20 protein-coding genes and 4 tRNA genes are annotated in these 22,447 nt (G+C 49.1%); 7 read left to right on the top strand and 17 right to left on the bottom strand.

What is annotated here, in order from left to right; genetic code table 11:
• Positions 1–54 precede the first annotated feature (54 nt).
• The 13 genes from rpoB to IEV97_RS10755 all read right to left on the bottom strand — a co-directional run bounded on the left by rpoB (position 55) and on the right by IEV97_RS10755 (position 11,515).
• Complete coding sequence (gene rpoB, locus IEV97_RS10815) at positions 55–3,933, bottom strand: DNA-directed RNA polymerase subunit beta (protein WP_188501542.1); 3,879 nt, start codon at positions 3,931–3,933, stop codon at positions 55–57.
• A 151-nt stretch (positions 3,934–4,084) separates the two neighbouring features.
• On the bottom strand, positions 4,085–4,465 hold the full coding sequence (gene rplL, locus IEV97_RS10810) for a 50S ribosomal protein L7/L12 (protein ID WP_007654319.1): 381 nt from the start codon (positions 4,463–4,465) through the stop codon (positions 4,085–4,087).
• 41 nt (positions 4,466–4,506) lie between these two features.
• Complete coding sequence (gene rplJ, locus IEV97_RS10805) at positions 4,507–5,031, bottom strand: 50S ribosomal protein L10 (protein ID WP_188501541.1); 525 nt, start codon at positions 5,029–5,031, stop codon at positions 4,507–4,509.
• A gap of 4 nt (positions 5,032–5,035) precedes the next feature.
• Positions 5,036–5,728: a 50S ribosomal protein L1 gene (gene rplA, locus IEV97_RS10800; protein WP_007654321.1), complete on the bottom strand. Its 693-nt coding sequence runs from the start codon at positions 5,726–5,728 to the stop codon at positions 5,036–5,038.
• A gap of 16 nt (positions 5,729–5,744) precedes the next feature.
• Positions 5,745–6,188, bottom strand: coding sequence for a 50S ribosomal protein L11 (rplK, locus tag IEV97_RS10795; protein WP_007654322.1), 444 nt, complete (start codon positions 6,186–6,188; stop codon positions 5,745–5,747).
• Between the two features lie 12 nt (positions 6,189–6,200).
• Positions 6,201–6,758 carry a transcription termination/antitermination protein NusG gene (gene nusG, locus IEV97_RS10790; protein WP_188501540.1) on the bottom strand — a complete coding sequence of 186 codons (558 nt, stop codon included), beginning with the start codon at positions 6,756–6,758 and terminating at the stop codon, positions 6,201–6,203.
• Between the two features lie 9 nt (positions 6,759–6,767).
• Entirely contained in the window at positions 6,768–6,959 is a 192-nt protein-coding gene (secE, locus tag IEV97_RS10785) for a preprotein translocase subunit SecE (RefSeq protein WP_188501539.1), read from the bottom strand.
• Positions 6,960–6,987: 28 nt separating this feature from the next.
• Positions 6,988–7,060 (bottom strand) — tRNA-Trp (locus IEV97_RS10780).
• A gap of 107 nt (positions 7,061–7,167) precedes the next feature.
• Positions 7,168–8,355 carry an elongation factor Tu gene (gene tuf / locus IEV97_RS10775; protein ID WP_188501538.1) on the bottom strand — a complete coding sequence of 396 codons (1,188 nt, stop codon included), beginning with the start codon at positions 8,353–8,355 and terminating at the stop codon, positions 7,168–7,170.
• 69 nt (positions 8,356–8,424) lie between these two features.
• Positions 8,425–8,496: transfer RNA gene (locus IEV97_RS10770), tRNA-Thr, on the bottom strand.
• Between the two features lie 113 nt (positions 8,497–8,609).
• Positions 8,610–8,682, bottom strand: a tRNA-Gly gene (locus tag IEV97_RS10765).
• Positions 8,683–8,722: 40 nt separating this feature from the next.
• Positions 8,723–8,805 (bottom strand) — tRNA-Tyr (locus IEV97_RS10760).
• A 154-nt stretch (positions 8,806–8,959) separates the two neighbouring features.
• Positions 8,960–11,515 carry a M1 family aminopeptidase gene (locus IEV97_RS10755; RefSeq protein WP_188501537.1) on the bottom strand — a complete coding sequence of 852 codons (2,556 nt, stop codon included), beginning with the start codon at positions 11,513–11,515 and terminating at the stop codon, positions 8,960–8,962.
• Between the two features lie 87 nt (positions 11,516–11,602).
• Here IEV97_RS10755 and IEV97_RS10750 point away from each other — a divergent pair, with 87 nt between their 5' ends.
• The 3 genes from IEV97_RS10750 (at position 11,603) to frr (ending at position 13,586) form a co-directional block, all read left to right on the top strand.
• Entirely contained in the window at positions 11,603–12,100 is a 498-nt protein-coding gene (locus IEV97_RS10750; RefSeq protein ID WP_188501536.1) for an acyl-CoA carboxylase biotin carboxyl carrier protein subunit, read from the top strand.
• Between the two features lie 84 nt (positions 12,101–12,184).
• Positions 12,185–12,970, top strand: coding sequence for a UMP kinase (gene pyrH / locus IEV97_RS10745; RefSeq protein WP_188501535.1), 786 nt, complete (start codon positions 12,185–12,187; stop codon positions 12,968–12,970).
• Positions 12,971–13,022: 52 nt separating this feature from the next.
• The gene (gene frr / locus IEV97_RS10740; protein ID WP_188501534.1) at positions 13,023–13,586 is read left to right on the top strand and encodes a ribosome recycling factor; all 564 of its coding nucleotides are present in this window, start codon (positions 13,023–13,025) and stop codon (positions 13,584–13,586) included.
• A gap of 149 nt (positions 13,587–13,735) precedes the next feature.
• Here the strand turns inward: frr and nadD are convergent, their stop codons facing one another.
• From nadD to IEV97_RS10720, 4 genes are read right to left on the bottom strand one after another with little or no spacing between them, the layout of a single operon-like run.
• Entirely contained in the window at positions 13,736–14,308 is a 573-nt protein-coding gene (gene nadD, locus IEV97_RS10735) for a nicotinate (nicotinamide) nucleotide adenylyltransferase (RefSeq protein ID WP_188501533.1), read from the bottom strand.
• The gene (gene gmk / locus IEV97_RS10730; protein ID WP_188501532.1) at positions 14,305–14,889 is read right to left on the bottom strand and encodes a guanylate kinase; all 585 of its coding nucleotides are present in this window, start codon (positions 14,887–14,889) and stop codon (positions 14,305–14,307) included. The genes nadD and gmk overlap by 4 nt, the downstream gene beginning before the upstream one ends.
• Before the next feature lie 6 nt (positions 14,890–14,895).
• Positions 14,896–15,177, bottom strand: a complete 282-nt coding sequence (locus IEV97_RS10725) for a zf-HC2 domain-containing protein (protein WP_188501531.1) — start codon at positions 15,175–15,177, stop codon at positions 14,896–14,898.
• Between the two features lie 25 nt (positions 15,178–15,202).
• Positions 15,203–15,796 (bottom strand): sigma-70 family RNA polymerase sigma factor, encoded by a 594-nt coding sequence (locus IEV97_RS10720; protein WP_007653448.1) that lies wholly within the window; start codon positions 15,794–15,796, stop codon positions 15,203–15,205.
• 266 nt (positions 15,797–16,062) lie between these two features.
• Here IEV97_RS10720 and IEV97_RS10715 point away from each other — a divergent pair, with 266 nt between their 5' ends.
• The 4 genes from IEV97_RS10715 (at position 16,063) to IEV97_RS10700 (ending at position 22,427) form a co-directional block, all read left to right on the top strand.
• Positions 16,063–17,604 (top strand): glycosyltransferase family 2 protein, encoded by a 1,542-nt coding sequence (locus IEV97_RS10715; protein ID WP_188501530.1) that lies wholly within the window; start codon positions 16,063–16,065, stop codon positions 17,602–17,604.
• 228 nt (positions 17,605–17,832) lie between these two features.
• Positions 17,833–20,805, top strand: coding sequence for a two-component regulator propeller domain-containing protein (locus IEV97_RS10710; RefSeq protein WP_188501529.1), 2,973 nt, complete (start codon positions 17,833–17,835; stop codon positions 20,803–20,805).
• Between the two features lie 30 nt (positions 20,806–20,835).
• Positions 20,836–21,576 carry a LytR/AlgR family response regulator transcription factor gene (locus IEV97_RS10705; RefSeq protein WP_188501528.1) on the top strand — a complete coding sequence of 247 codons (741 nt, stop codon included), beginning with the start codon at positions 20,836–20,838 and terminating at the stop codon, positions 21,574–21,576.
• 116 nt (positions 21,577–21,692) lie between these two features.
• Complete coding sequence (locus IEV97_RS10700; RefSeq protein WP_188501527.1) at positions 21,693–22,427, top strand: glycosyltransferase family 2 protein; 735 nt, start codon at positions 21,693–21,695, stop codon at positions 22,425–22,427.
• Positions 22,428–22,447: the final 20 nt, after the last annotated feature.

The raw sequence follows: 22,447 nt of genomic DNA, 5'->3' as shown, positions 1-22,447 counted from the left end.
TATAAAGTGCGCCAAGCGCCCCGGCTTTTGCCAGGGCGCTCAGCTTATACTTTACTACTCTAAGGTGATCTCGAGCGCCAGACCTCTTAACTCGTGAATCAGTACGTTGAATGATTCCGGGATATTTGGTTTTGGCAACACGTCACCTTTCACGATTGCCTCGTAGGCTTTCGCACGGCCGATCACGTCATCAGATTTCACTGTAAGAATTTCCTGCAGTACGTTCGAAGCACCGAATGCCTCAAGCGCCCACACTTCCATCTCACCGAAACGCTGACCACCGAACTGGGCTTTACCACCCAATGGCTGCTGTGTAATCAGAGAGTATGGACCGATAGAACGGGCGTGCATCTTATCGTCAACCAAGTGACCCAATTTCAGCATGTAAATCACACCCACTGTTACCGGCTGGTCGAAACGGTCGCCTGACAAACCATCGTACAGGTATGTACGACCGAAGCTTGGCAGACCTGCCTCTTTCAGTTCGGCCTGTACCTGGTCTTCAGTGGCGCCGTCGAAGATCGGAGTAGCATAAGTTCTACCCAGTTTCTTGCCAGCCCAGCCAAGCACGGTTTCATAGATCTGACCGATGTTCATCCTTGAAGGTACACCCAGTGGGTTCAGCACGATATCCATTGGTTCACCTGTTTCCAGGAATGGCATATCCTCTTCACGCACGATACGGGCTACCACACCTTTGTTACCGTGACGACCGGCCATCTTATCACCTACTTTCAGCTTGCGCTTCTTCGCGATGTATACCTTGGCCAGCTGCACGATACCTGCTGGCAATTCATCTCCTACCTCCAGTGTGAAACGCTCACGCTTGAAGTGTGCAGAAGTGATGTTGCGGCGCTTGTTGTAATTCTTCACAAGCTCCACCAGCATGCTGTTGGTCTTCTCGTCGGCAGTCCAGTTTTCCAGAATCAGATCCTTGAACATGTTCACTTCTTCCGGAACCGCATAGTTACTTTCGTCCTTATATGGATTCTTCTCCGGGAACAGGGCCTCAATGATGTTCTTTCTGGTGAACTTCACTCCTTTCGTCAGGATCTCGTCGCCGAACTTGTGCTTGATGCCCTGAGACGTTTTGCCTTCCAGCAAAGCTACCAGTTTATCAACCATCACGTTCTTGATAACATTCAGATCCTTCGAGTATTTTACTTTCAGCTCTTCAACCTCTTTTTTAGACTTAGCCCGCAGGTTTTTGTCTTTCTTAGGTCTGGAGAAAAGTTTGGTCTCGATTACTACACCGTTCAGTGATGGCGGCGCCTTAAGCGAGGCATCCTTCACGTCACCGGCTTTGTCACCGAAGATCGCACGCAGCAGTTTTTCTTCCGGAGTCGGGTCGGTCTCACCTTTTGGTGTGATCTTACCGATCAGGATATCGCCTTCTCGAACCTCAGCACCGATGCGGATGATACCGTTCTCGTCCAGGTTCTTCACGGCTTCCTCGCTCACGTTCGGAATCTCAGAAGTAAGTTCTTCTTCCCCACGCTTCGTCTCCCGAACTTCCAGCTCGAACTCCTCGATGTGGATAGAAGTGAAGATATCGTCTCTTACTACTTTTTCAGAGATAACAATAGCATCCTCGAAGTTGTATCCCTGCCATGGCATAAACGCCACCTGCATGTTACGGCCGATTGCCAGTTCACCGTTGTTAGTGGCATAACCTTCGCAAAGCGGCTGGCCCTTCGTTACGCGCTGACCAGTATAAACGATCGGTGTCAGGTTAATGCAGGTATCCTGGTTGGTTCTTCTGAACTTGATCAGGTTGTATGTGATATACTCCGCATCAAAAGCAACCAACTTCTCCTCTTCTGTCAGATCGTATTTTACTACAATCTTGTTGGCATCTACAAAGTCAATCACACCGTCACCTTCAGCGATAACGAGTGCTCTCGAGTCAATAGCTGCTCTTCTTTCCAGACCGGTGCCTACAATTGGGGCTTCCGCCTTCAAGAGTGGAACGGCCTGGCGTTGCATGTTTGAACCCATCAGGGCACGGTTGGCGTCATCGTGCTCCAGGAACGGAATCAACGAGGCCGCAACCGATACGATCTGGTTCGGAGCAACGTCCATATAGGTATAGGTGCTAGGTTCTTCCACAGGGAAGTCACCTTCAAATCTACCTTTCACTCTATCATTAATAAAGTTACCCTTATCGTCGATAATGGCGTTAGCCTGTGCGATGTGGTGGGTATCCTCTTCTTCGGCGGTCAGGTATTCAACAGTGCCGTCCATCTCTACTATACCTTCATTTACCTTACGGTAAGGCGTCTCGATGAAGCCCATGTGGTTCACGCGAGCGTGTACGCACAGAGAAGATATCAGACCAATGTTCGGACCTTCCGGTGTTTCAATTGTACACAGACGTCCATAGTGGGTATAGTGCACGTCACGCACCTCGAAACCGGCACGCTCTCTTGACAGACCGCCTGGCCCCAGTGCAGACACACGACGCTTGTGCGTCACTTCTGCCAAAGGGTTGGTCTGGTCCATGAACTGAGACAACTGGTTTGTTCCGAAGAACGAGTTGATCACAGAAGAAAGCGTACGCGCGTTGATCAGGTCAACTGGCTTGAAGTCTTCGTTGTCACGCACGTTCATACGCTCCTTGATGGTTCTTGCCATACGGGCAAGACCAACACCAAACTGCGCGTAAAGCTGCTCGCCTACCGTTCTTACACGGCGGTTGCTCAAGTGGTCAATATCATCCACTACAGCCCTGGAGTTGATCAAACCGATCAGGTATTTCACGATCAGGACAATGTCCTCGTTCGTGAGCACCTTCGCATCCCAGTTTGTGTCAAGACCAAGCTTCTTGTTAATTCTGTAACGACCAACTTCACCAAGATCGTAACGCTTATCAGAGAAGAACAGCTTCTGAATGATATCACGCGCAGTTTCCTCATCCGGTGCTTCCGTGTTACGGAGCTGACGATAGATCTGCTCAACCGCCTCTTTCTCAGAGTTTGAGTTATCTTTCTGAAGCGTGTTATAGATAATAGCGTAGTCTGCGATGTTTACATTCTCGCGGTGAAGGATGATAGACTTCGTACCGGAGCTAACGATAACATCGATATCATCCTGTGATATTTCAGAGTCTCGTTCTAACAGCACCTCGTTACGGTCAATTGAAACCACTTCACCTGTATCCTCATCCACGAAGTCTTCTGTCCATGTGCGAAGCACACGGGCAGCCAGTTTCCTGCCGATGGCATTCTTCAGATTTGCCTTCGTTGCCGGCAACTCTTCCGAAAGACCAAACAGATCAAGGATGTCCTTATCTGTTCCGTAGCCGATTGCACGAAGCAAGGTAGTTACAGGGAATTTCTTCTTACGGTCGATGTAAGCGTACATCACGTTGTTCACGTCTGTAGCAAACTCAACCCAAGAACCTTTAAAAGGGATAATTCTGGCAGAATAGAGTTTGGTGCCGTTTGTATGCTTGCTTTGGGCAAAGAATACACCCGGAGATCTGTGCAACTGGGATACAATCACACGCTCAGCACCATTGATCACAAATGAGCCTTTCTCGGTCATGTATGGGATGTTACCCAAGAACACTTCCTGCTCAATTGTTTCAAAGTCCTCGTTGTCCTCATCGTTACAAATCAGACGGAGCTTTGCCTTAAGTGGAACCGAATAAGTAAGTCCCCGGTCAATACACTCATCTACTGAGTATTTCGGAGGATCTATATGATAGTCGATAAATTCGAGAACAAAGTTTTCCCGAGAATCAGAAATTGGGAAGTTCTCGGCAAACACCTTGAACAGTCCTTCCTGTGCCCTGTTTTCGGCCGGAGTTTCCAGCTGAAAGAAATCCTGAAACGACTGTAGCTGAACATCTAGGAAGTCAGGATAGTCGATTACCGGATTAATCGAGGCAAAATTGATTCGCTCTGTCGTTTTATTCTTAGCCAAAGCCATGGAATTTTAACGTTTACAATATGATTCCAGCACATAACCATGGAATTGGTTACGGGCAAAAAAAGGATTCAAATTTGAATCCATATACAAACAGGAAAAGACCTGACGAAACTGCCAGGTCTACCTGTTGTCGGTATGTTGGTAAGTGAGATTATTTAACCTCTACTTCAGCACCAGCTTCTTCCAAAGATTTCTTCAGTGATTCAGCTTCGTTCTTGTCTACGCCTTCTTTCAAAGGCTTAGGAGCGCCGTCTACCAATTCTTTAGCTTCTTTCAGGCCAAGACCAGTCAATTCTTTTACAAGCTTAACAACTGCAAGCTTAGATGCACCAGCTGACTTAAGGATTACGTCAAAAGAAGTTTTTTCTTCTGCAGCAGCTCCTCCTTCAGCAGCACCACCACCAGCCATCATAACTGGAGCAGCAGCAGCTGGCTCGATACCATACTCATCCTTAAGAATTGTAGCTAGTTCATTAACCTCTTTCACAGTTAAGTTTACTAACTGCTCAGCGAATGCTTTCAAATCTGCCATTTTATTGAAATTAAAAGTTACTTATTGATTACGTTTTTAAATTATTCTTTTTCAGATAGGGTTTTCAGGATACCGGCTAGTTTGCCGCCGCTGCTCTGAAGAGCGGAAACAACATTCTTAGCTGGAGACTGAAGCAAGCCAATGATATCGCCGATAAGCTCGTTCTTAGACTTGATGCTGGCAAGTGTGTCAAGCTGGTTCTCACCAACATAAATACCGCCATCAATATAGGCACCCTTCAACAGTGGAAGTGCATTGCCTTTCTTTCTGAAGTCTTTCAGCAGCTTACCAGGAGCATTTCCTGATTCAGCAGAAAACACGATACCAGAGGAACCTTTCAGTACTTCTTCCAGAGAGGTAGTGTCCGCCTCCAGGGTATCCAATGCTTTCTTAATGAAAGTGTTTTTGTAAACTTTGTACTCCAGGCCTCTTTCGAAGGCCATTCTCCTGAACTGGTTGATGCCGGCTACGCTCATGGTAGACGCATCTGTGATATAGAAATAGTTAGTGTTCGCTAACTTCTCGCTCAGGTCTTTAACAATTATCTCTTTTTCTTCCCTGGTCATGTTCTTAGATAGTTGCGTTCTTGTCAACGATTACGGCCGGGCTCATTGTGCTAGACAATGTTATGCTCTTAATGTAAGTACCCTTTGCTGAAGATGGCTTCAGGCGGTTCAGTGTAGCAATCACTTCAGCGGCGTTAGCAGCTAGCTGCTCTGGAGAGAAGGAAACTTTGCCAACGCTCGTATGGATGATACCATACTTGTCAACTTTAAAGTCGATCTTACCAGCTTTTACTTCTTTTACTGCTTTAGCAACGTCTTGTGTAACTGTACCAGACTTAGGGTTTGGCATCAGGTTACGAGGACCCAGAATTCTACCTAAACGGCCAACTTTAGCCATTACAGCAGGCATCGTGATGATCACATCTACATCTGTCCAGCCTTTTTCAATCTTTTGGATATAATCATCCAGACCTACGAAGTCAGCTCCTGCATCTTTGGCTTCCTGCTCTTTGTCAGGCGTTACCAATGCCAGTACTTTTACGTCTTTACCGGTGCCATGCGGAAGGGTAACGATACCACGAACCATCTGGTCGGCTTTGCGAGGGTCAACGCCTAAGCGTACATCAATATCAACAGAGGCATCAAACTTGGTAAAAGTGATATCTTTTACTACTGAAGCCGCATCTGTTAAAGAATACTCTTTTGTCAGGTCAGCCTTCTCTAAAGCTGCTTTCCTGTTCTTTGAAATCTTCGCCATTATCCTTTAACTCTAATTATTCGTTCCACGGAGCGTTTCCAGACACTGTTATGCCCATGCTTCTTGCTGTACCAGCAACCATTTTCATGGCGGCCTCCAGTTTGAAAGCATTTAAGTCAGGCATTTTCAGCTCTGCAATCTCTCTTACCTGATCCCATGTAACTGAACCCACTTTGTTACGGTTAGGCTCTTTAGAACCTCCCTTAATCTTAGCAGCATCCATTAACAATACAGGAGCAGGTGGCGTCTTAATAACGAAGTCAAAAGACTTATCTGCGTATATTGTAATCAACACTGGTAACACTTGTCCTGGCTTATCCTGTGTTCTAGCATTAAACTGCTTACAGAACTCCATGATGTTAAGACCTTTAGAACCAAGTGCAGGTCCAATCGGTGGCGATGGGTTCGCGGCACCTCCCTTTACCTGAAGTTTCAGGTAACCTTTTATTTCCTTTGCCATTATTTGTATTTACTACGATTCTTTTTCTACCTGCATGTAATTCAACTCAACTGGTGTGTTACGGCCGAATATTTTCACCATAACATTGAGTTTCTTACGTTCTTCGAACACTTCCTCCACAGTACCTGAGAATCCACTGAAAGGACCGTCCATCACTTTCACCATTTCTCCAACTAAGAATGGAGTATCCAATACTTCGGCCTGCTCTTCTGCCTCGTCAACAGTACCCAGTATTCTGTTTACTTCTGTCTGGCGCAGTGGAACCGGCTTTTTATTCTGGCCTCCCTCGTTTGATCCGAGGAAACCGATAACGCCTGGTGTACTGATGATGATGTGCTCAGCTTCACCATGCGAAAGATCAGCTTGTACAAGGACATAACCCGGGAAAAAGTTTCTCTCTCGGATCTTTTTCTTCCCACCCCGCATCTCATACACCTTTTCGGCTGGTATGAGTACCTGGGGAACGTACTCGCTAAGATTTTGCCTTACAACTTCGTTTTCAAGGTACGCCTTTGCCTTTTTCTCCTGTCCGCTAACTGCGCGAACCACATACCATTTTAAATCAGCCATAGACCTAGATTAAAACTGGTTGTAAAACCAAGACAACGTAGAGTCAAAAACAAAATCCATAGCTCCAACAACCAGAGCAAATATCAAAGACCCGATCAACACCAATACAGAACTATTCTGTAATTCAGAATATGCAGGCCATGAAACTTTGTTTTTCATTTCCTCCACTGTCTCGTCTATGTAGCCTTTTACTTTGCTCATCGCCTTCGCTTTAATAAATTTAATATTGCACGGGTGGAGAGACTCGAACTCCCAGCCAATGGTTTTGGAGACCACTACTCTACCAATTGAGCTACACCCGTAAAAAAATGCACACCAATTTTAATTGGAGTGCAAATTTATTTAAAAGAATATTAAAAACAAACCCGTTCCCGAAAAAGATTCCAGAAACGGGCTTGTTTAATATTATTTAGGCAATGATTTCAGTTACCTGACCGGCACCTACTGTTCTACCACCCTCACGGATAGCGAAACGAAGGCCTTTCTCCATCGCCACAGCGTTGATCAACGTCACGTCAATAGTGATGTTATCACCTGGCATAACCATTTCTACACCTTCTGGCAGCATGATCTCTCCAGTAACGTCTGTCGTTCTGAAATAGAACTGTGGACGGTACTTGTTGAAGAATGGCGTGTGACGACCACCTTCTTCTTTAGAAAGAACGTAAACCTCAGCCTTGAATTTCGTGTGAGGCTTCACAGAACCTGGCTTACAGATAACCATACCACGACGGATATCAGTTTTCTCAATACCACGGAGAAGAAGACCTACGTTGTCACCAGCTTCACCTCTGTCAAGGATCTTGCGGAACATCTCAACACCAGTTACTACTGACTTAAGGTTCTCAGCACCCATACCCAGGATCTCTACTGCTTCACCTGAGTTGATTACACCACGCTCGATACGGCCTGTAGCTACAGTACCACGACCAGTGATTGAGAACACGTCCTCTACTGGCATCAAGAATGGAAGGTCAGTCAAACGAGCAGGGATCGGAATCCAGCTATCTACAGCAGCCATCAGTTCTTCGATAGTAGCAACCCATTTCGCGTCGCCATTCAGTCCACCAAGAGCAGAACCCTGGATAACCGGAATGTTGTCACCGTCGAAGTCATAGAAAGAAAGAAGCTCACGGATTTCCATCTCAACAAGCTCAAGAAGCTCTGGATCGTCCACCATGTCCACTTTGTTCATGAATACTACCAGCTGAGGTACACCTACCTGACGGGCAAGAAGGATGTGCTCACGCGTCTGTGGCATTGGGCCGTCAGTTGCAGCAACCACAAGGATAGCACCGTCCATCTGGGCAGCACCAGTAACCATGTTCTTCACGTAGTCAGCGTGACCTGGGCAGTCAACGTGAGCATAGTGACGGTTCTCAGTTGCGTACTCTACGTGAGAAGTATTGATTGTAATACCTCTTTCTTTTTCTTCTGGAGCGTTATCAATAGAAGAGAAGTCGCGAAGCTGAGCAAGACCTTTATTAGCCAAAACTGTTGTAATGGCAGCAGTCAAAGTTGTTTTGCCGTGGTCAACGTGACCGATAGTACCGATGTTTACGTGCGGTTTGGAACGGTCAAATGTTTCTTTAGCCATTGTATAATAATTAAATTAAGGTTAAAACGTTTAAGTATGTTGCGTTAATTATACACGTAACGGACTTTGAGCCAACGATGGGAATTGAACCCACGACCCCTTCCTTACCAAGGAAGTACTCTACCCCTGAGCTACGTCGGCTTTTTCCATCACTTATCGTAAAAATGAGTTTATACTAAAAAGGAAATCCATCTTCATGAAATTCCTCACCAGACAACCCATATTTGATAAGCAGCACGCTGTTTGCTTATTTGAGCGGGAGACGAGGGTCGAACTCGCGGCCTATAGCTTGGAAGGCTATCGCTCTACCAACTGAGCTACTCCCGCTTCTAATGCAGCAAACCATTAAAATGCGTGGTCTTAATTGTGGGGAGAGCAGGATTCGAACCTGCGAAGTATCACTACAACGGAGTTACAGTCCGTCCCATTTGGCCGCTCTGGAATCTCCCCTAATATTTAACCTGGCTGACTTATCCAGCCCTTCCCTAGTGCTTCAAAACTGCTTTTCAGCCCGCTGTCTGTTCTAAGGAGATGCAAAATTAAGCGCTTTTTCTTTCCAGTCAAATATTCTCTGTAAAATAATTCACTTTTTTTTATCGGTGCATTACAACGAAACTTGATTATACAGTTCCAATAGCCTTTTATCCTGCTCGTTCGCTCTGATTTCCTTCAGCAACTCTACTATCTCGGGACGTTCAGAATGCACCATAAGTGTCTGAAAGGCAGCCATGCGCACAAAATACAGGGAGTGTTCCTGTGCCATTTCTGAAAGCAGGTTGATCGCCTCTGGCTTATAGGTTTCTGGGTTCACTGCCATAAAGGCCCCATAGCTTTGCAGCAGATAGTACAACCCGGACCCTTTGGCATTTTTCAGCTGCTTCATGAACCAATCGTATTTTCCCGGACCTCCCTTCACGGCATAGTAGGATGCCAGTGCCAGTACTATCTCTTCGTTTGTCTCTTTTTCAAAAGCAGCCAGGCGCTGATTAATATCCGGCGCCTCCGTCATGGCATAGCTCAGTATACCCGCCGCCGCTACCTTGTAAGAACTATCACGCATCGCTGTTTTATACAGGTCGGTGTATTCATCTTCACCCCACTCTGACAGTTGCATGATAGCACCCGCTCTCACCTCTCCTTTCTTATCGCTTTCTGCCATCCGCTGCACGATCGGCTCCAGGGATTCGGTATGCTTAGCCGGCAAACGCCCTGCTACGTCCAGGGCCAGATTTCGAATTGCCCAGAAGTTGTCTTTCAAAGCGCCTTGTAGTAAACTCACCATCTCCTGCTGGTTCAGTTCCTGCCCCAGTTCCTCTAACGCTCCTAATCTTGGAGCCAGGGACTTTGCATTTTTATATTGGAAAACCAGTTCTTCCGTGGTCTTCGCGTGCTCCACCGTGCCGAGTAGCTGCTGCTCGCTATCGAATAGCACGAGCTGGGGCTCGGTGCTTGCCTGTAATTTGAAAACCTGATTGGCTTTCGTGATTTCAATCTTATGCTCGGTTTTTTTCCCGTTTTCCCAAACGGCCACTTTCAGAGGCAACCTGTATACCGGTTGGTAAAGGGTGTCCTGCTGCTGCCATACCTGCAGCTTGAGCGCACCATTCTGATAGGTATGGTTTACTTTCAGTTCCGGATGGCCGGCGCGCATAAACCACTGGTCAAAGAACCACATCAGGTCTTCCCCGGTGGTGTCTTCAAAGGCCATGCGCAATTCGGCCACCTCCACATCCGAGAGTTTATTTTTGGTGAGGTAGCGGTTGAGCGAGGCGAAGAAGGCCTCATCGCCTACGTATTTGCGCAGCATGTGCAGCACGCGTCCCCCTTTGGCGTATGAATGGCTGTCGAACATGTCTTCGCGGTCGGCGTAGCGGTAGCGGATCAGCGGTTCGCGTTTGGTTTCGGACTCGTCAAGGTACTGGCCCAGTTCCTCCAGATGGTGGAGGGCGGCTTCGTCGGCGCCATACTTGTGCTCGGTCCAGAGGTACTCTGAGTAATTGGCAAAGGCCTCGTTAAGCGGCAGGTTGGCCCATGACTCGGTGGTGACATAGTTCCCAAACCAATGGTGGAACAGCTCATGCGCGATAATGCCATCCCAATTCTTATCCAGCAGTTCCCGCTCGTTCAGCTGCAGGTCCTCCATAAAAGTGGAAGCGGTCGTGTTTTCCATTGCCCCCGACACGAAGTCGCGAACGACGACCTGCGAATACTTCGACCAAGGGTAATTTACACCTAGCTTCTTGGAAAAGAACTCCATCATTTCGGGTGTGTTGCCAAATATTTTTCTGGCAGTTTTCTCGTAGGCCGGTTCTACATAGTAATCAACTTCCAGGTCGCGCCATTTGTCTTTCACCACAGCATACTCCCCTATCGCCATCATGGTCAGGTATGGCGCATGCGGCTGCTCCATTTTCCAGTAATCGGTCTTGGTGCCATTTGCGTTTTTGCGGGAGTAGATGAAAGTGCCGTTGGAGAGCGTGGTATATTTCTGGTCTACCGTGATGTAAATTTCCTGCGTCATGCGCTCGTTGGGCGAGTCAATGGTAGGAAACCAGGCGGAGTTGGCTTCTGTCTCGCCCTGTGTCCAGATCTGCCTCGGCTTGTTAGACTCCTCCCCTTTCGGGTTGATGAAGTACAGGCCTTTGTCCTGGGTGATGGCATCGCTGCCGCCTACCGCCAGTTCATTCGGCTTGGCTGTATAGTCTATCTCCAGGGTATACTTATCGTTTCGGGTATAGGACTTACCCAGGTCAATCGTCAGCTTCATGCCATCGTAGGTATACTGCAGCTCCTTCGCCTCAGCATCATCCTGCATCAGATTCACGCTGTGGATATCGAAGCCCTTGGCATCGAGCACAAGCTGGCGCTGCGGATAGAAATAAGGCTTGAGGGTCAGCTCCGCAAGGCCATGCAGGTACTGCTTCTCCCAGTCAAAGCTGACACGCAATTTGGTGTGCAGCAGGTCGTGCAGCCTGGTTTTGGATGGGTTGAACGCATGGTTCTTGGGGGCCCACACAGGAGGCTCGGCAACCACCGGGGCTGGTTTGCCTGCTACTGGCTCAACCACAGCCGTCGCCTTGGTTTGTTTATTCACACTGCAACCGCCTGTAAAAGCCATAGCGGTAGCAAGGCCAACTATGCTCAGAAACCTATGATTCATGATGGAATGTTTTAATTTTGAGCTCAATTTCTAAAAATACTCTGATAAATCAATTATCTTTAAGCTTCCAAAACCTGATTTATAAAGATGCTCCAGATCAAAACCGCTAACGACAAGACATGGCAGGTTGATATTCAGAAAGACGCTATTCTCCTTAATGGATCACCTTTCAACTGGGACATTTCCCCTCTTGGACCTAACAGATACCACATCATAAAAGGCGACAAGTCGTATACCGCAGAGCTGGTAGAGGCTGACTATCAGGCCAAAACATTCACTTTCAAGATAAACGGCGTGAAGCAGACCGTGAGCGCAAAGGACCGCTTCGACCTGCTGCTCGACAAGCTGGGCATGAGCAATGCCAATGCCCAGAAAGTGAACGATGTGAAGGCCCCGATGCCTGGTCTGATACTCGAAATAAAAGTGCAGCCCGGACAGGAAGTTAAAAAAGGAGATCCGATCATGATCCTGGAGGCCATGAAGATGGAAAACATTCTCAAATCGCCCGGAGACGGCGTAGTGAAGGAGATCAAGGTAGCTGTGAAGCAGAACGTGGAGAAAAACCAGATTTTGATTCTATTTTAATTTTTTTGTGTTGCCGGATGGGCAGCATGTACTGCCTTTCAGCAGCATGAGCACCATAAACGTTAACATTACAATAAAACGACCGTGAAGTATAAAAGAATATTGCTGAAGTTAAGCGGCGAAGCGCTGATGGGAGAACAGCAGTACGGCATTGATTCAGACAGACTGATGCAGTACTCGCAGGAGATTAAGGAAGTAGCCGCACTTGGCGTTGAGGTAGCAGTTGTGATCGGTGGAGGCAACATCTTCAGAGGTGTTCAGGCTGAGCAAGTGGGACTTGACCGCGTACAGGGCGACTACATGGGTATGCTGGCTACTGTTATTAACAGCATGGCATTGCAGAGCGCCCTTGAGAAACTGGGTGTCTATACCCGTCTGCTGTCTGGCCTGAACATTCAGCAGGTATGCGAACCTTATATCCGTCGCCGTGCCGTACGTCACCTTGAAAAAGGACGTGTTGTTATTTTCGGTGCCGGCACCGGTAATCCCTACTTCACAACCGACTCAGCGGCTAGTCTTCGCGCGATCGAGATTGAGGCGGATGTCGTGCTGAAAGGAACCCGCGTGGATGGCATTTACTCAGCCGATCCGGAAAAAGACCCTAACGCGATCTTCTACTCGAGCATTTCCTTCAAAGATGTGTTTGAGAAAGGGCTGAACGTAATGGACATGACCGCCTTTACGCTTTGCAAGGAGAACGATCTGCCCATCATCGTGTTTGACATGAACACAGCAGGCAACCTGAAGCGACTGGTACAGGGCGAGAAAATAGGGACGCTTGTGACCATGGAGGACCTGGTTGAATCGGTAGAGGAAACTGCTGACAAGATCCAGGTTACGGAAAGCGCCAGACCGACTGACAGAAATTAGTAAACCATAGTATATCAGATAACACGAAGAACCTTATTAAGCTAAAATTGATATGACGGAAGAAATTCAGTTTTACCTCAGCGAAGCCGAGGAGTCTATGCAGAAAGCATTACAGCACACCAACTCGGAGCTGCTCAAAATCAGAGCCGGCAAAGCATCACCTGCCATGGTAGAGGACCTGCGCGTAGATTACTACGGCACTCCAACGCCTATCTCCCAGGTAGCTAACATCACGGTGCCGGACGCCCGTACCCTGATGATCAAGCCATGGGAAAAGCAGATGGTGGCAGAAGTAGGCAAGGCCATCAAGAACAGCGACCTGAACCTGAACCCTCTTGTGGAGGCTGACGGCGTTCGTCTGAACATTCCTCCGCTTACGGAAGAGCGTCGCCGTGACTTGGTAAAGCAGGCAAAAAACGAGACTGAAGGTGGCAAGATCGCTATCCGCAACATCCGCAAAGATGTAAACGACTCACTGCGCAAGTTGCAGAAAGAAGGAACTTCTGAAGATGCCGTGCGTGATGCGGAGGCCAAGGTGCAGAAGATAACCGACAGCTACATCGTGAAGATTGACGAGTTGCTATCGAAGAAAGAAGCAGAGATTATGACTGTGTAGTTTTTGACAAAAGACTGCTGGACATAAGACAAAGGGCTTTATCCTATATCCTGAAAAAGAGAAGCGCTTTATGATCATCATAAAGCGCTTCTCTTTTTTTAGTTACTCCAATTCTTTTGTCCTTTGTCAAAAGACTCCTTCATCAAGAACTATAGGTATAGCTTGTGCACTTTAATATAGTCAGCGACTTCGTCGGGCACCATGTATTTGATAGACTTCTCCTCTTTGATGCACTGCCTGATAAAGGTGGCTGAGATATCCAGCACAGGGGCTTTAACAAAGGTCACATTCGGCAGAGGAGGCAGTTCAGTGGTCGTGGAGCCGGACCGCGGGTATACGTATACCCGGTGGTATTCCAGTATCTTCTCTGAGTTCTTCCACTTCGGAAAGAGCGGCAGGTTGTCCTCCCCCATGATCAGCACAAACTCGTAGCTTGGGTACTTTTCCTGCAGGTAGGTGAGCGTGTCGATGGTATAGCTCGGTTTGGGCATGTTGAACTCGATGTTCGACACCCCAAGATCCGGGTTGTCGGCCACGGCCAGCGACACCATGTGCAACCGGTCGAACTCGTGCAGCAGTGTATTGCTTGGCTTGAAGGGATTCTGCGGCGACACCACCAGCCACACTGCATCCAGGTCCGTATTGGTGGCCATGTAGTTGGCCAGTATCAGGTGCCCGATGTGGATGGGATTAAAGGAGCCGAACAGCAGCCCTACTTTCATACGATAGCCGGTTCAGTGTTCAGGAACTCATTGACCAGCTTTTCGGCCTTGGCACAAGCCTGTTCCAGGTTGTCGTTCACGATCACCTTATCAAACTGGTCTTCAAACTTCATCTCAAACTCCGCCTTGAATACGCGGCTTGAAATGCTGGACGCCGAGTCGGTGTTGCGGGCCTGCAGGCGTTTGGCCAGTTCCTCTATGGAGGGCGGCTTCACGAACACCGCCAGTGCTCTCTCTTTGTAAAAATGCTTTATACTTAGCCCTCCTTTTACATCCACGTCCAGTATCACGTGTTTACCACTTCTCCAGATCCGTTCTATTTCGGATTTCAAAGTGCCGTAGAAGGCGCCTTCGTATACCTCCTCCCACTCCACAAATTCGTCGTTGGCGATCTTCTGCTTAAATTCTTCCGGTGTTATGAAGTAGTAGTCTTTTCCGTTTTCCTCGGTGCGGCCGCGCTTATCGCGTGTGCAGGCCGAAATAGAGAAGGCAAGCGATGGGTTTACCTGTAAGAGGTGCTTTACAATAGTAGTTTTGCCGGCACCGGAGGGAGCCGAAAAAATGATGATCTTTCCTTGCATCAGGGGTTATACAGTTTCTTGAATCCTTGCTTTAATGGACAAAGCTAAGCTTTCCGGCACAATTACGCGCTTAAGATGACCACATACAAGCCCTTTGAGGAGTTTTTGCTTTTGATGGCTTTCGAAGCAGGGAACGCACTCTTCGATATGGGTATTGAAATAGGACTGTTCTTCTGTGGAGGCTTCTCCATCAATCATCAGGTCCAATAACTTGACAATCTTGTCGCATTCCGACTCATGACCGTCATCGGAAAGCTTCTGGTGCGTTGCTGTAAATCTTGATTCCATCTTAACTCAAAGTCTTTAGGTTATTCTAACTGTTATATCCCATGCTCTTCGCATACTTTTCCAACTTCTCTTTCAAAGAGTTACGGGCACGGTGCAACCTGGAACGCACAGTACCGATCGGTATATCCAGAATTTTAGCCATTTCCTCGTAGGTGAAGCCTTCAAGATCGCAAAGGATGATCACGGTCCTGAAGTCAACCGGCAATGCGTTTAGGGCGCTGGCCACCTCGTCGCCAATCAGGTCCTGTACACTTTCGGTGCGCATGTCGGTGGTGGAGGCTACGCCGCCCTCGCCTTCTACGTCGTCCGAATTGTAGTAGCCCTCGACCTCACTGTAGTCTACCTTGGCAGGCTGTTTGCTCTTTTTCCGGAACTCGTTGATGAAAGAGTTCTTCAGGATTCGGAACAGCCAGGCTTTTGCATTAGTTCCTTGCTCAAAGTAGTCGAAAAAGCGGTAAGCCTTCAGGTATGTCTCCTGCACCAGGTCATTCGCATCATCTTCATCGAGGGTGAGCCTGTAGGCAAAATTGTACAGAGGATCCAGCACAGGCAGTAGCTCCGCCTCGAATCGGGCGTCTTTTTCCTCTTTACTCAACTGTTTACCTGTTTGCTCGCTCATTTGACTTGATTTTGTAATTGATAAAGTCGTAATCGCGTAATTATACGCAAATATAGAAATTTTAACTACATACCTTTCTAGCCGCGTTTGGGTTGCATGGATGTGCATTGGTATGTAGAGGACAGGGCGCAGACAGCCTTTCCTATCCTTATCTTTATTAGAAACATACGGAATTTTCGTACTTTCAGTAGTTCCTGCGCTTTTTTTAATTGATTTAAGTCTTAAAACTTAATTTTGCAGTTCCAAAACCCAGCGCATCCCCAAGCATGAGCCAAGCCATCTCTGTTACCATTCTTACCAAAAACAGCCAGCAGCATCTCGCCGACTGCCTGCATGCATTGCAGCGCTTTGCCGAGATAATTGTACTGGATAATGGCTCTACGGACGAAACTCTGGCCATAGCGGCCCGCTTTCCGAATGTGCGCATCGTGGAGCATCCCTTTCTCGGGTTTGGACCGATGAAGAACCTGGCGGCGCAGCACGCCACCCACCCTTGGGTACTGTCCATTGACAGCGACGAGGTGCTTTCCCCTGAACTGGCGGAAGAAATACTGCAGCTCGACCTTCGCGACACCCACCAGGTATACAGTTTCCTGCGCCACAACTTTTACGGCAAAAAGCACATCAAAGCCTGCGGCTGGGACAACGACTATGTGCTGCGCCTCTACCACAAAGGCACCACCCGCTTTGCTGACCTGCCCGTGCACGAGTATATCCAAACAGACAATTTGCAGGTGCGGGCTTTGCGAGGCACCATGGTTCACTTCTCTTTTAACAGCATTTCGCAGCTGATCGCCAAGATGGACCAGTATACGACCCTCTTCGCCAGAGAGAAGCGGTTCCGCAAAAGCTCCTCCCCTGCCAAAAGCTACTTTAAATGGGCCTTTTCGCTTTTCAGGAACTATGTGCTGCAGCGCGGGATTTTGTATGGGTACGAAGGTATGGCCATCTCCTTCTCCAACGCCAATGGCACTTTTTACAAATACATGAAACTGCACGAAGAGAACCAGCGCCTCGGCATTAGCCTGGTCATCACCACCTACAATTGGAAGGAGGCCCTGGGCACCGTACTCCGCAGCGCCTTTCAGCAAAGCGAACTGCCACGCGAGATTATCGTGGCCGACGACGGTTCCCGTGACGACACGCGCGCGCTAATACAGAGCTTAGCAAAGGAGTCGCCGGTGCCGGTGCTGCACAGCTGGCAGGAAGACCTGGGGTTCAGAGCAGCCGAGAGCCGCAACAGGGCCATCGCCATGGCGTCCGGCGAGTATGTGGTGATCATTGACGGCGACATGGTGCTGCACCCCGACTTTTTGAAAGGCCACCGCCGGGCAGCCCGAAAAGGCTATTTTACGCAGGGGAAACGGGTGCTGCTGAGCCCGGAGCTGAGCCAGAACCTGATCAGCCGTGGCCCCGCTCCCATTTCTCCTCTTTCGGCAGGTATAAAGAACAGGCTCAATGCCACGAACTCGCCTTTTCTATCCAGGCTTTTCAGCAAAGGAAATGCGGGCATCGCATCTATCAAGAGCTGCAACATGGGCTTCTGGATGGAGGACATCATCCGGGTGAATGGCTTCAACGAGGATTTTGTGGGCTGGGGCCGGGAGGACAGTGAGTTTGCCATCCGGTTGCTTAACAGCGGTACCAAACGGCAAAATCTGGCCTTCGGGGGTATAGCTTATCACCTGCATCACCAGGAAAACTCACGCCAGAGCCTGGCCGCAAACGATGCTATATTGGAGAAGGCCATTACTGAGAAAAGCATTTTCTGCTCGAACGGCATCAACAAACACCTCACAAACCAATAAGGGGACCCCATTTTTTCTATGCCTATACCTGCTGTCTGGTTGAACCTGCAGCCGGTATAGGCATTGGTTTTTTAGTAGCAGAGTCAGCATACACAATAGTGGTATAACATCAGGTATAGGCCGTAGGCAACAAAAACTTAGCTTTAGAGTAATATAATTATTAAGCTATTTTTTATTACAAAATATATTAGCTGCATATATTATTCTGTCTAACGCCCTGGCATCCTGATGCGCCTTTTTGCTCTTATACTCTTACTGGTAGTTTCGCTCCACACGCATGCGCAGCAGTTCAACTTCCGAAACTGGTCGCTTGAGCAGGGCTTGCCGCAGTCGCAGGTAAACGACATACTGCAGGATAACAAAGGGCAGCTCTGGGTGGCTACTCTTGGAGGCCTCAGCCGCTTCGACGGGTCTGCTTTCCATACCTATACCAAGCGGGATGGCATGAGTAGCAACAGCATACGCTGCCTGCTGCTCGACAGCAGGCAGCGCATCTGGATCGGGACAACTGACAGGGGGCTGATGGTGCTTAATGGCGACAGCTTTGATGTATATGACCAGGAAGCCGGCCTACCACCTGGTGGCGTCCACAGCATTGCAGAAGACAATCAGGGCATTATCTGGGCTGCTACGGACAGCGGCATATACTCCCTGACTAAAGACAGGTTTGTGCGGCACACCGGTTTGCCGCCCGTTCGCTATAACGATTTGCTTTTTACGGCTACCAACGAGCTCTGGGCAGGAAGCAACTCGCAGGGTGTTTACAGAATAAACGCAAAGGGCACAAACAACTATACCGCTGCCAACAGCGCCCTGAATGATAACAGCATTAATGCTCTAGACCAGTCACCCGACGGCACCATCTGGATCGGCACGGCGAACGGCGCGGCCACTTTCAAAATGAATAAACTGGAAGACTTCGAGCTCCCGACAGGTATAGAAAGCCCGAACGTAAGAGACTTCACTACGGACAACTACGGCCACCAATGGCTGAGTCTGCACCTGAATGGCGTGATCAAATACGACGGCCAGGAGTTTCAGCACCTTACCCGTTACAGTGGCTTGCGCACAGACAGAGTCAACTGCATCACAACAGACCGGGAAGGCAACATCTGGATCGGCACGACCGGCCATGGCCTGATGCAGTACCGCAACCCCTGGTTCGTCCACTTTTTTGATATGGGACAGGTAAAGGAGCCTGTCATATCGGCCCTGGCGCAGGACACCAAAGGCAGGGTATGGCTGGGCACCGATGACGGCTATGCGGCTTTTATGGAAGGCGGCATCCTGAACTGGCTCCAAACCGACATCTGGCCAAAAGGGACTACCCTGCATAGCATGTGGGTGGCGAACGAGAACGATGTTTGGGTATGCACCAGCAACGGACTGTACCGACTGGGGCCTGGCAAAGTGGTCCACTATGGCACAGCGCAGGGGTTGCCATCAGCTGAGGTATACCAGGCCCTGCCCATGCCAACTAGTGACCTGCTGCTGGCCACAGCGGCCGGATTAGCCATCCTGCCCGTTAACCAGCAATACATCAAGACCGTGCATCAGCCGCAATGCACAGGCAAGGTATACGCCCTGCACCGTGACAGCCGTGACAGAATCTGGATAGGTGCCGAGAAAGGTGTGTTCCGGTACGAAAACAGCAAACTAACTGCAGCCAAAGGTCTGGGAAATACGGATTTCCGCGAGGTATTCACAATCACGGAAGACGAGTTAGGTACGCTCTACTTTGGCGGCTTCAACTACGGCATCATGGCCTGGCACGACAAATGGAAGGCACCCAAGGTATACAACTCAAGCAATGGCCTGCCAAACGAAGGTATAAAAAGCCTTTACGTCGACAACACAAACCACCTGTGGGTAGGCACCAGCCGGGGAGTGCTGAAAGTGCAGCTCGACCAGCTCCACAACCAGGGCCGCCTCAGCATCCGGTCCTACGCAAACCAGGAAGGGTTCAGGGGCCTGGAGGTGAGCAATAGGGGGATTACGCAGACGCCTGACGGCACGGTATGGTTCGCCACAGCCAAAGGGCTGACCATGTACCTGCCCGAAATGGATCGCCGCAACCAGGTATACCCAAACACACTCATTACCAACATCATGCTTTTCCAAAAACCTACCGACTGGACAAGCATGGGCTACATCATCGACTCTGCTACCGGGCTACCGGTCAACCTGCGGTTGCCGCACAACAGAAACCACCTGACGTTTGACTTTCATGGCATCTCGCTCACGGCCCCCGACCGGGTGCGTTACCGCTACCGGCTCAAGGGGCACGACGAGCAATGGTCTGCCGTCACCGATTATTCTTTCGCCACCTACGCCAGCCTCGATCCGGGTAGCTATACCTTTCAGCTGCTGGCCGCCAACAGCGATGGTTACTGGACCCCGAGCCCGCTTACCTATACCTTCACGATCGTACCGCCGGTGTGGCGCCGGGAGTGGTTCATTGTCCTGATGGTACTTGTCGCTACCGGCGGCGCCATCAGTGTGGTCAGGCTGCGCGAAAGAAGCCTGGTGAAGCTCAATACCCTGCTGGAGCAGAAGGTACAGCATCGCACACGGCTGCTGGAGGAGAAAAACCGGGAGAAGGAGATCCTGCTGAAAGAAATCCACCACCGTGTCAAAAATAACCTGCAGATCATCATGAGCATGCTTAACCTGCAGACCCGGCGTGTGCAGGACCCCAAGGCCCTCGAAGTGATGCAGGCTGTACGGGGGCGGGTCAGGTCGATGGCCATCCTGCATGAACGGCTATACCAGCACGAGGACCTGGCCTCGATTGATCTGAATGCCTACATGGAGGCGATATGCGAGGGATTGGGCGCTACCTATGGGATACGGGAGCGCCATATCAAAATCAAGCTTGATATCCCTGCCATTATGGTGGAAGCCGATACAGCGCTTTCGTTGGGGCTGATTGTCAATGAGCTTGTTTCAAACTCCATCAAATACGCTTTCCCCGACCGGTATGGGCAGGTCGCCATTTACCTGCGGTCGGAACAGCAGGACGCCTATGCCCTGACTGTGCACGATGACGGGATAGGCCTGCCAACTGACTTCGAGGAGCGGCGCAAGAAGTCGTTTGGTTTGCAATTGGTGTCGTCTCTGGCCAAAAAGCTGGGCGGCCATATCGATTACTTAAATAATAATGGTACAAAAGCAATATTATATTTTGTTTTGTCACCGTAAGTTGATAATTTTACGTAAGAGTCTAATGCTATGACGAAACCAAAGATTCTTATTTCGGAAGACGAGATTATAATCGCAGAAGACCTGGCCGCCTGTTTGGAGGAGCTGGGCTACCAGACGTGCGCCATCGACTCCGGTGAAAGCACCCTTGACATGATCCGAACCATGCAACCAGATCTGGTATTGCTCGACGTGAACCTGAAAGGTGACATTGACGGCATTGAGATAGGCTCTAAAATTCGGGAGGAATTCGACATTCCTTTCATTTACCTGACCGCCTATGCCGACAAGGACACACTGGACAGGGCAAAGAAAACAGAGCCTGATGGCTTTCTGGCCAAGCCATTCGACGAAAAAAACCTGCGCTCTGCCATTGAGCTGGCACTCTACAAGCACGATTCCGGGCAAAAGGGAGTTGAGAATGGCGCAGGAAAAGCACCAAAGGAAGCGGAACCGCAAACTGACTACATTTTCGTCAAGGTTAAGCACCGCATCATCAAAGTGCATTATAGCGACATTCTGTGGGTAGAGGCGTATGACAACTACTCTTTCATCGTCACCGCAGACCAGAAGTACCTGGTCAGCTCCACACTCAAAGACATGGAGCACAAGCTGCCTTCCAGCAACTTTGTGCGCGTGCACCGCTCCTACATCGCCAACCTCGACAAAGTAGAAGCCCTGGAAGAAAACGCAGTCGTGTTCTCCAAAGGCGATATCCCGATCGGAAAATCCTACAAAAAATCGCTGATGTCGCGCTTCAACATTATCTGACAGAAACGCTACAATCCTGGCAAAAGCCATTCATTGCCCTGACCTTTAAATAATCGAAAGGCCAGGGCAATTATTTTAGGCGTCCCCTTATCTTTGTGCTTCGTCACAGCATTTTTATGTCCCAGAAAATCACCGTTGTTTTTACCAGCTGCAACCGCTTCGACTTGCTCGAGGCCACACTGAAGACCTTTTTCAAGTTCAACACCTACCCTGTCGAGAAGATACTGGTGATTGAGGACAGCGGCAACCGGAAAGGGCTGGAGAAAGTACTCCAGAAGTTCAGCTACGACAAGTTTGAGACGATTGTGAACCCGGAGCAGTTGGGCCAGCGAAGGAGCATCGAGATTGCCTACAGCCATGTGGACACGGAGTACATCTTCCATTGCGAAGACGACTGGGTGTTCCTGCGTGAGGGCTTTATAGAGGACTCGCTTGCTTTGATGGAGGCATTCCCTAAGCTGATCACGGTGTGGGGAAGAATCGCAAAAGAGCTCCCTGCTGATTTCTTCGCGGAAGAGGAGCAGGAGTACCAGGGCATCAGGTATAGAGAAGTGAAGAAGGAGATCTTTATTTTGAATCCAAGCCTGAAGCGCATGAGCGATTACAAGCTGATGGGCGGCTTTACGCAGTTTAGCCTCGGTCAGTTTGAGCGGGAGATATCGGATTTCTTCAGTGAGCTGGGTTATACTGCCGTGATTCTGGACAGGCCATATACCACGCATCTGGGTTTACATCGCCGCGTCCATTATCGTGATAGAGCCAACAAGTACCTGAAATTGGACAACAAGTTCAAGCAGGTGAAGGCCTCGGTCTACAAATTCTTTAAACTAGGCAGATTCAAATCGCAATAACAATCGCAATAACAGAAAAG

Origin of the sequence: Pontibacter amylolyticus, from assembly GCF_014638845.1 — a bacterium.
In the GTDB taxonomy this organism is placed as follows: domain Bacteria; phylum Bacteroidota; class Bacteroidia; order Cytophagales; family Hymenobacteraceae; genus Pontibacter; species Pontibacter amylolyticus.
This window is presented reverse-complemented; position numbering and strand designations above follow the sequence as displayed.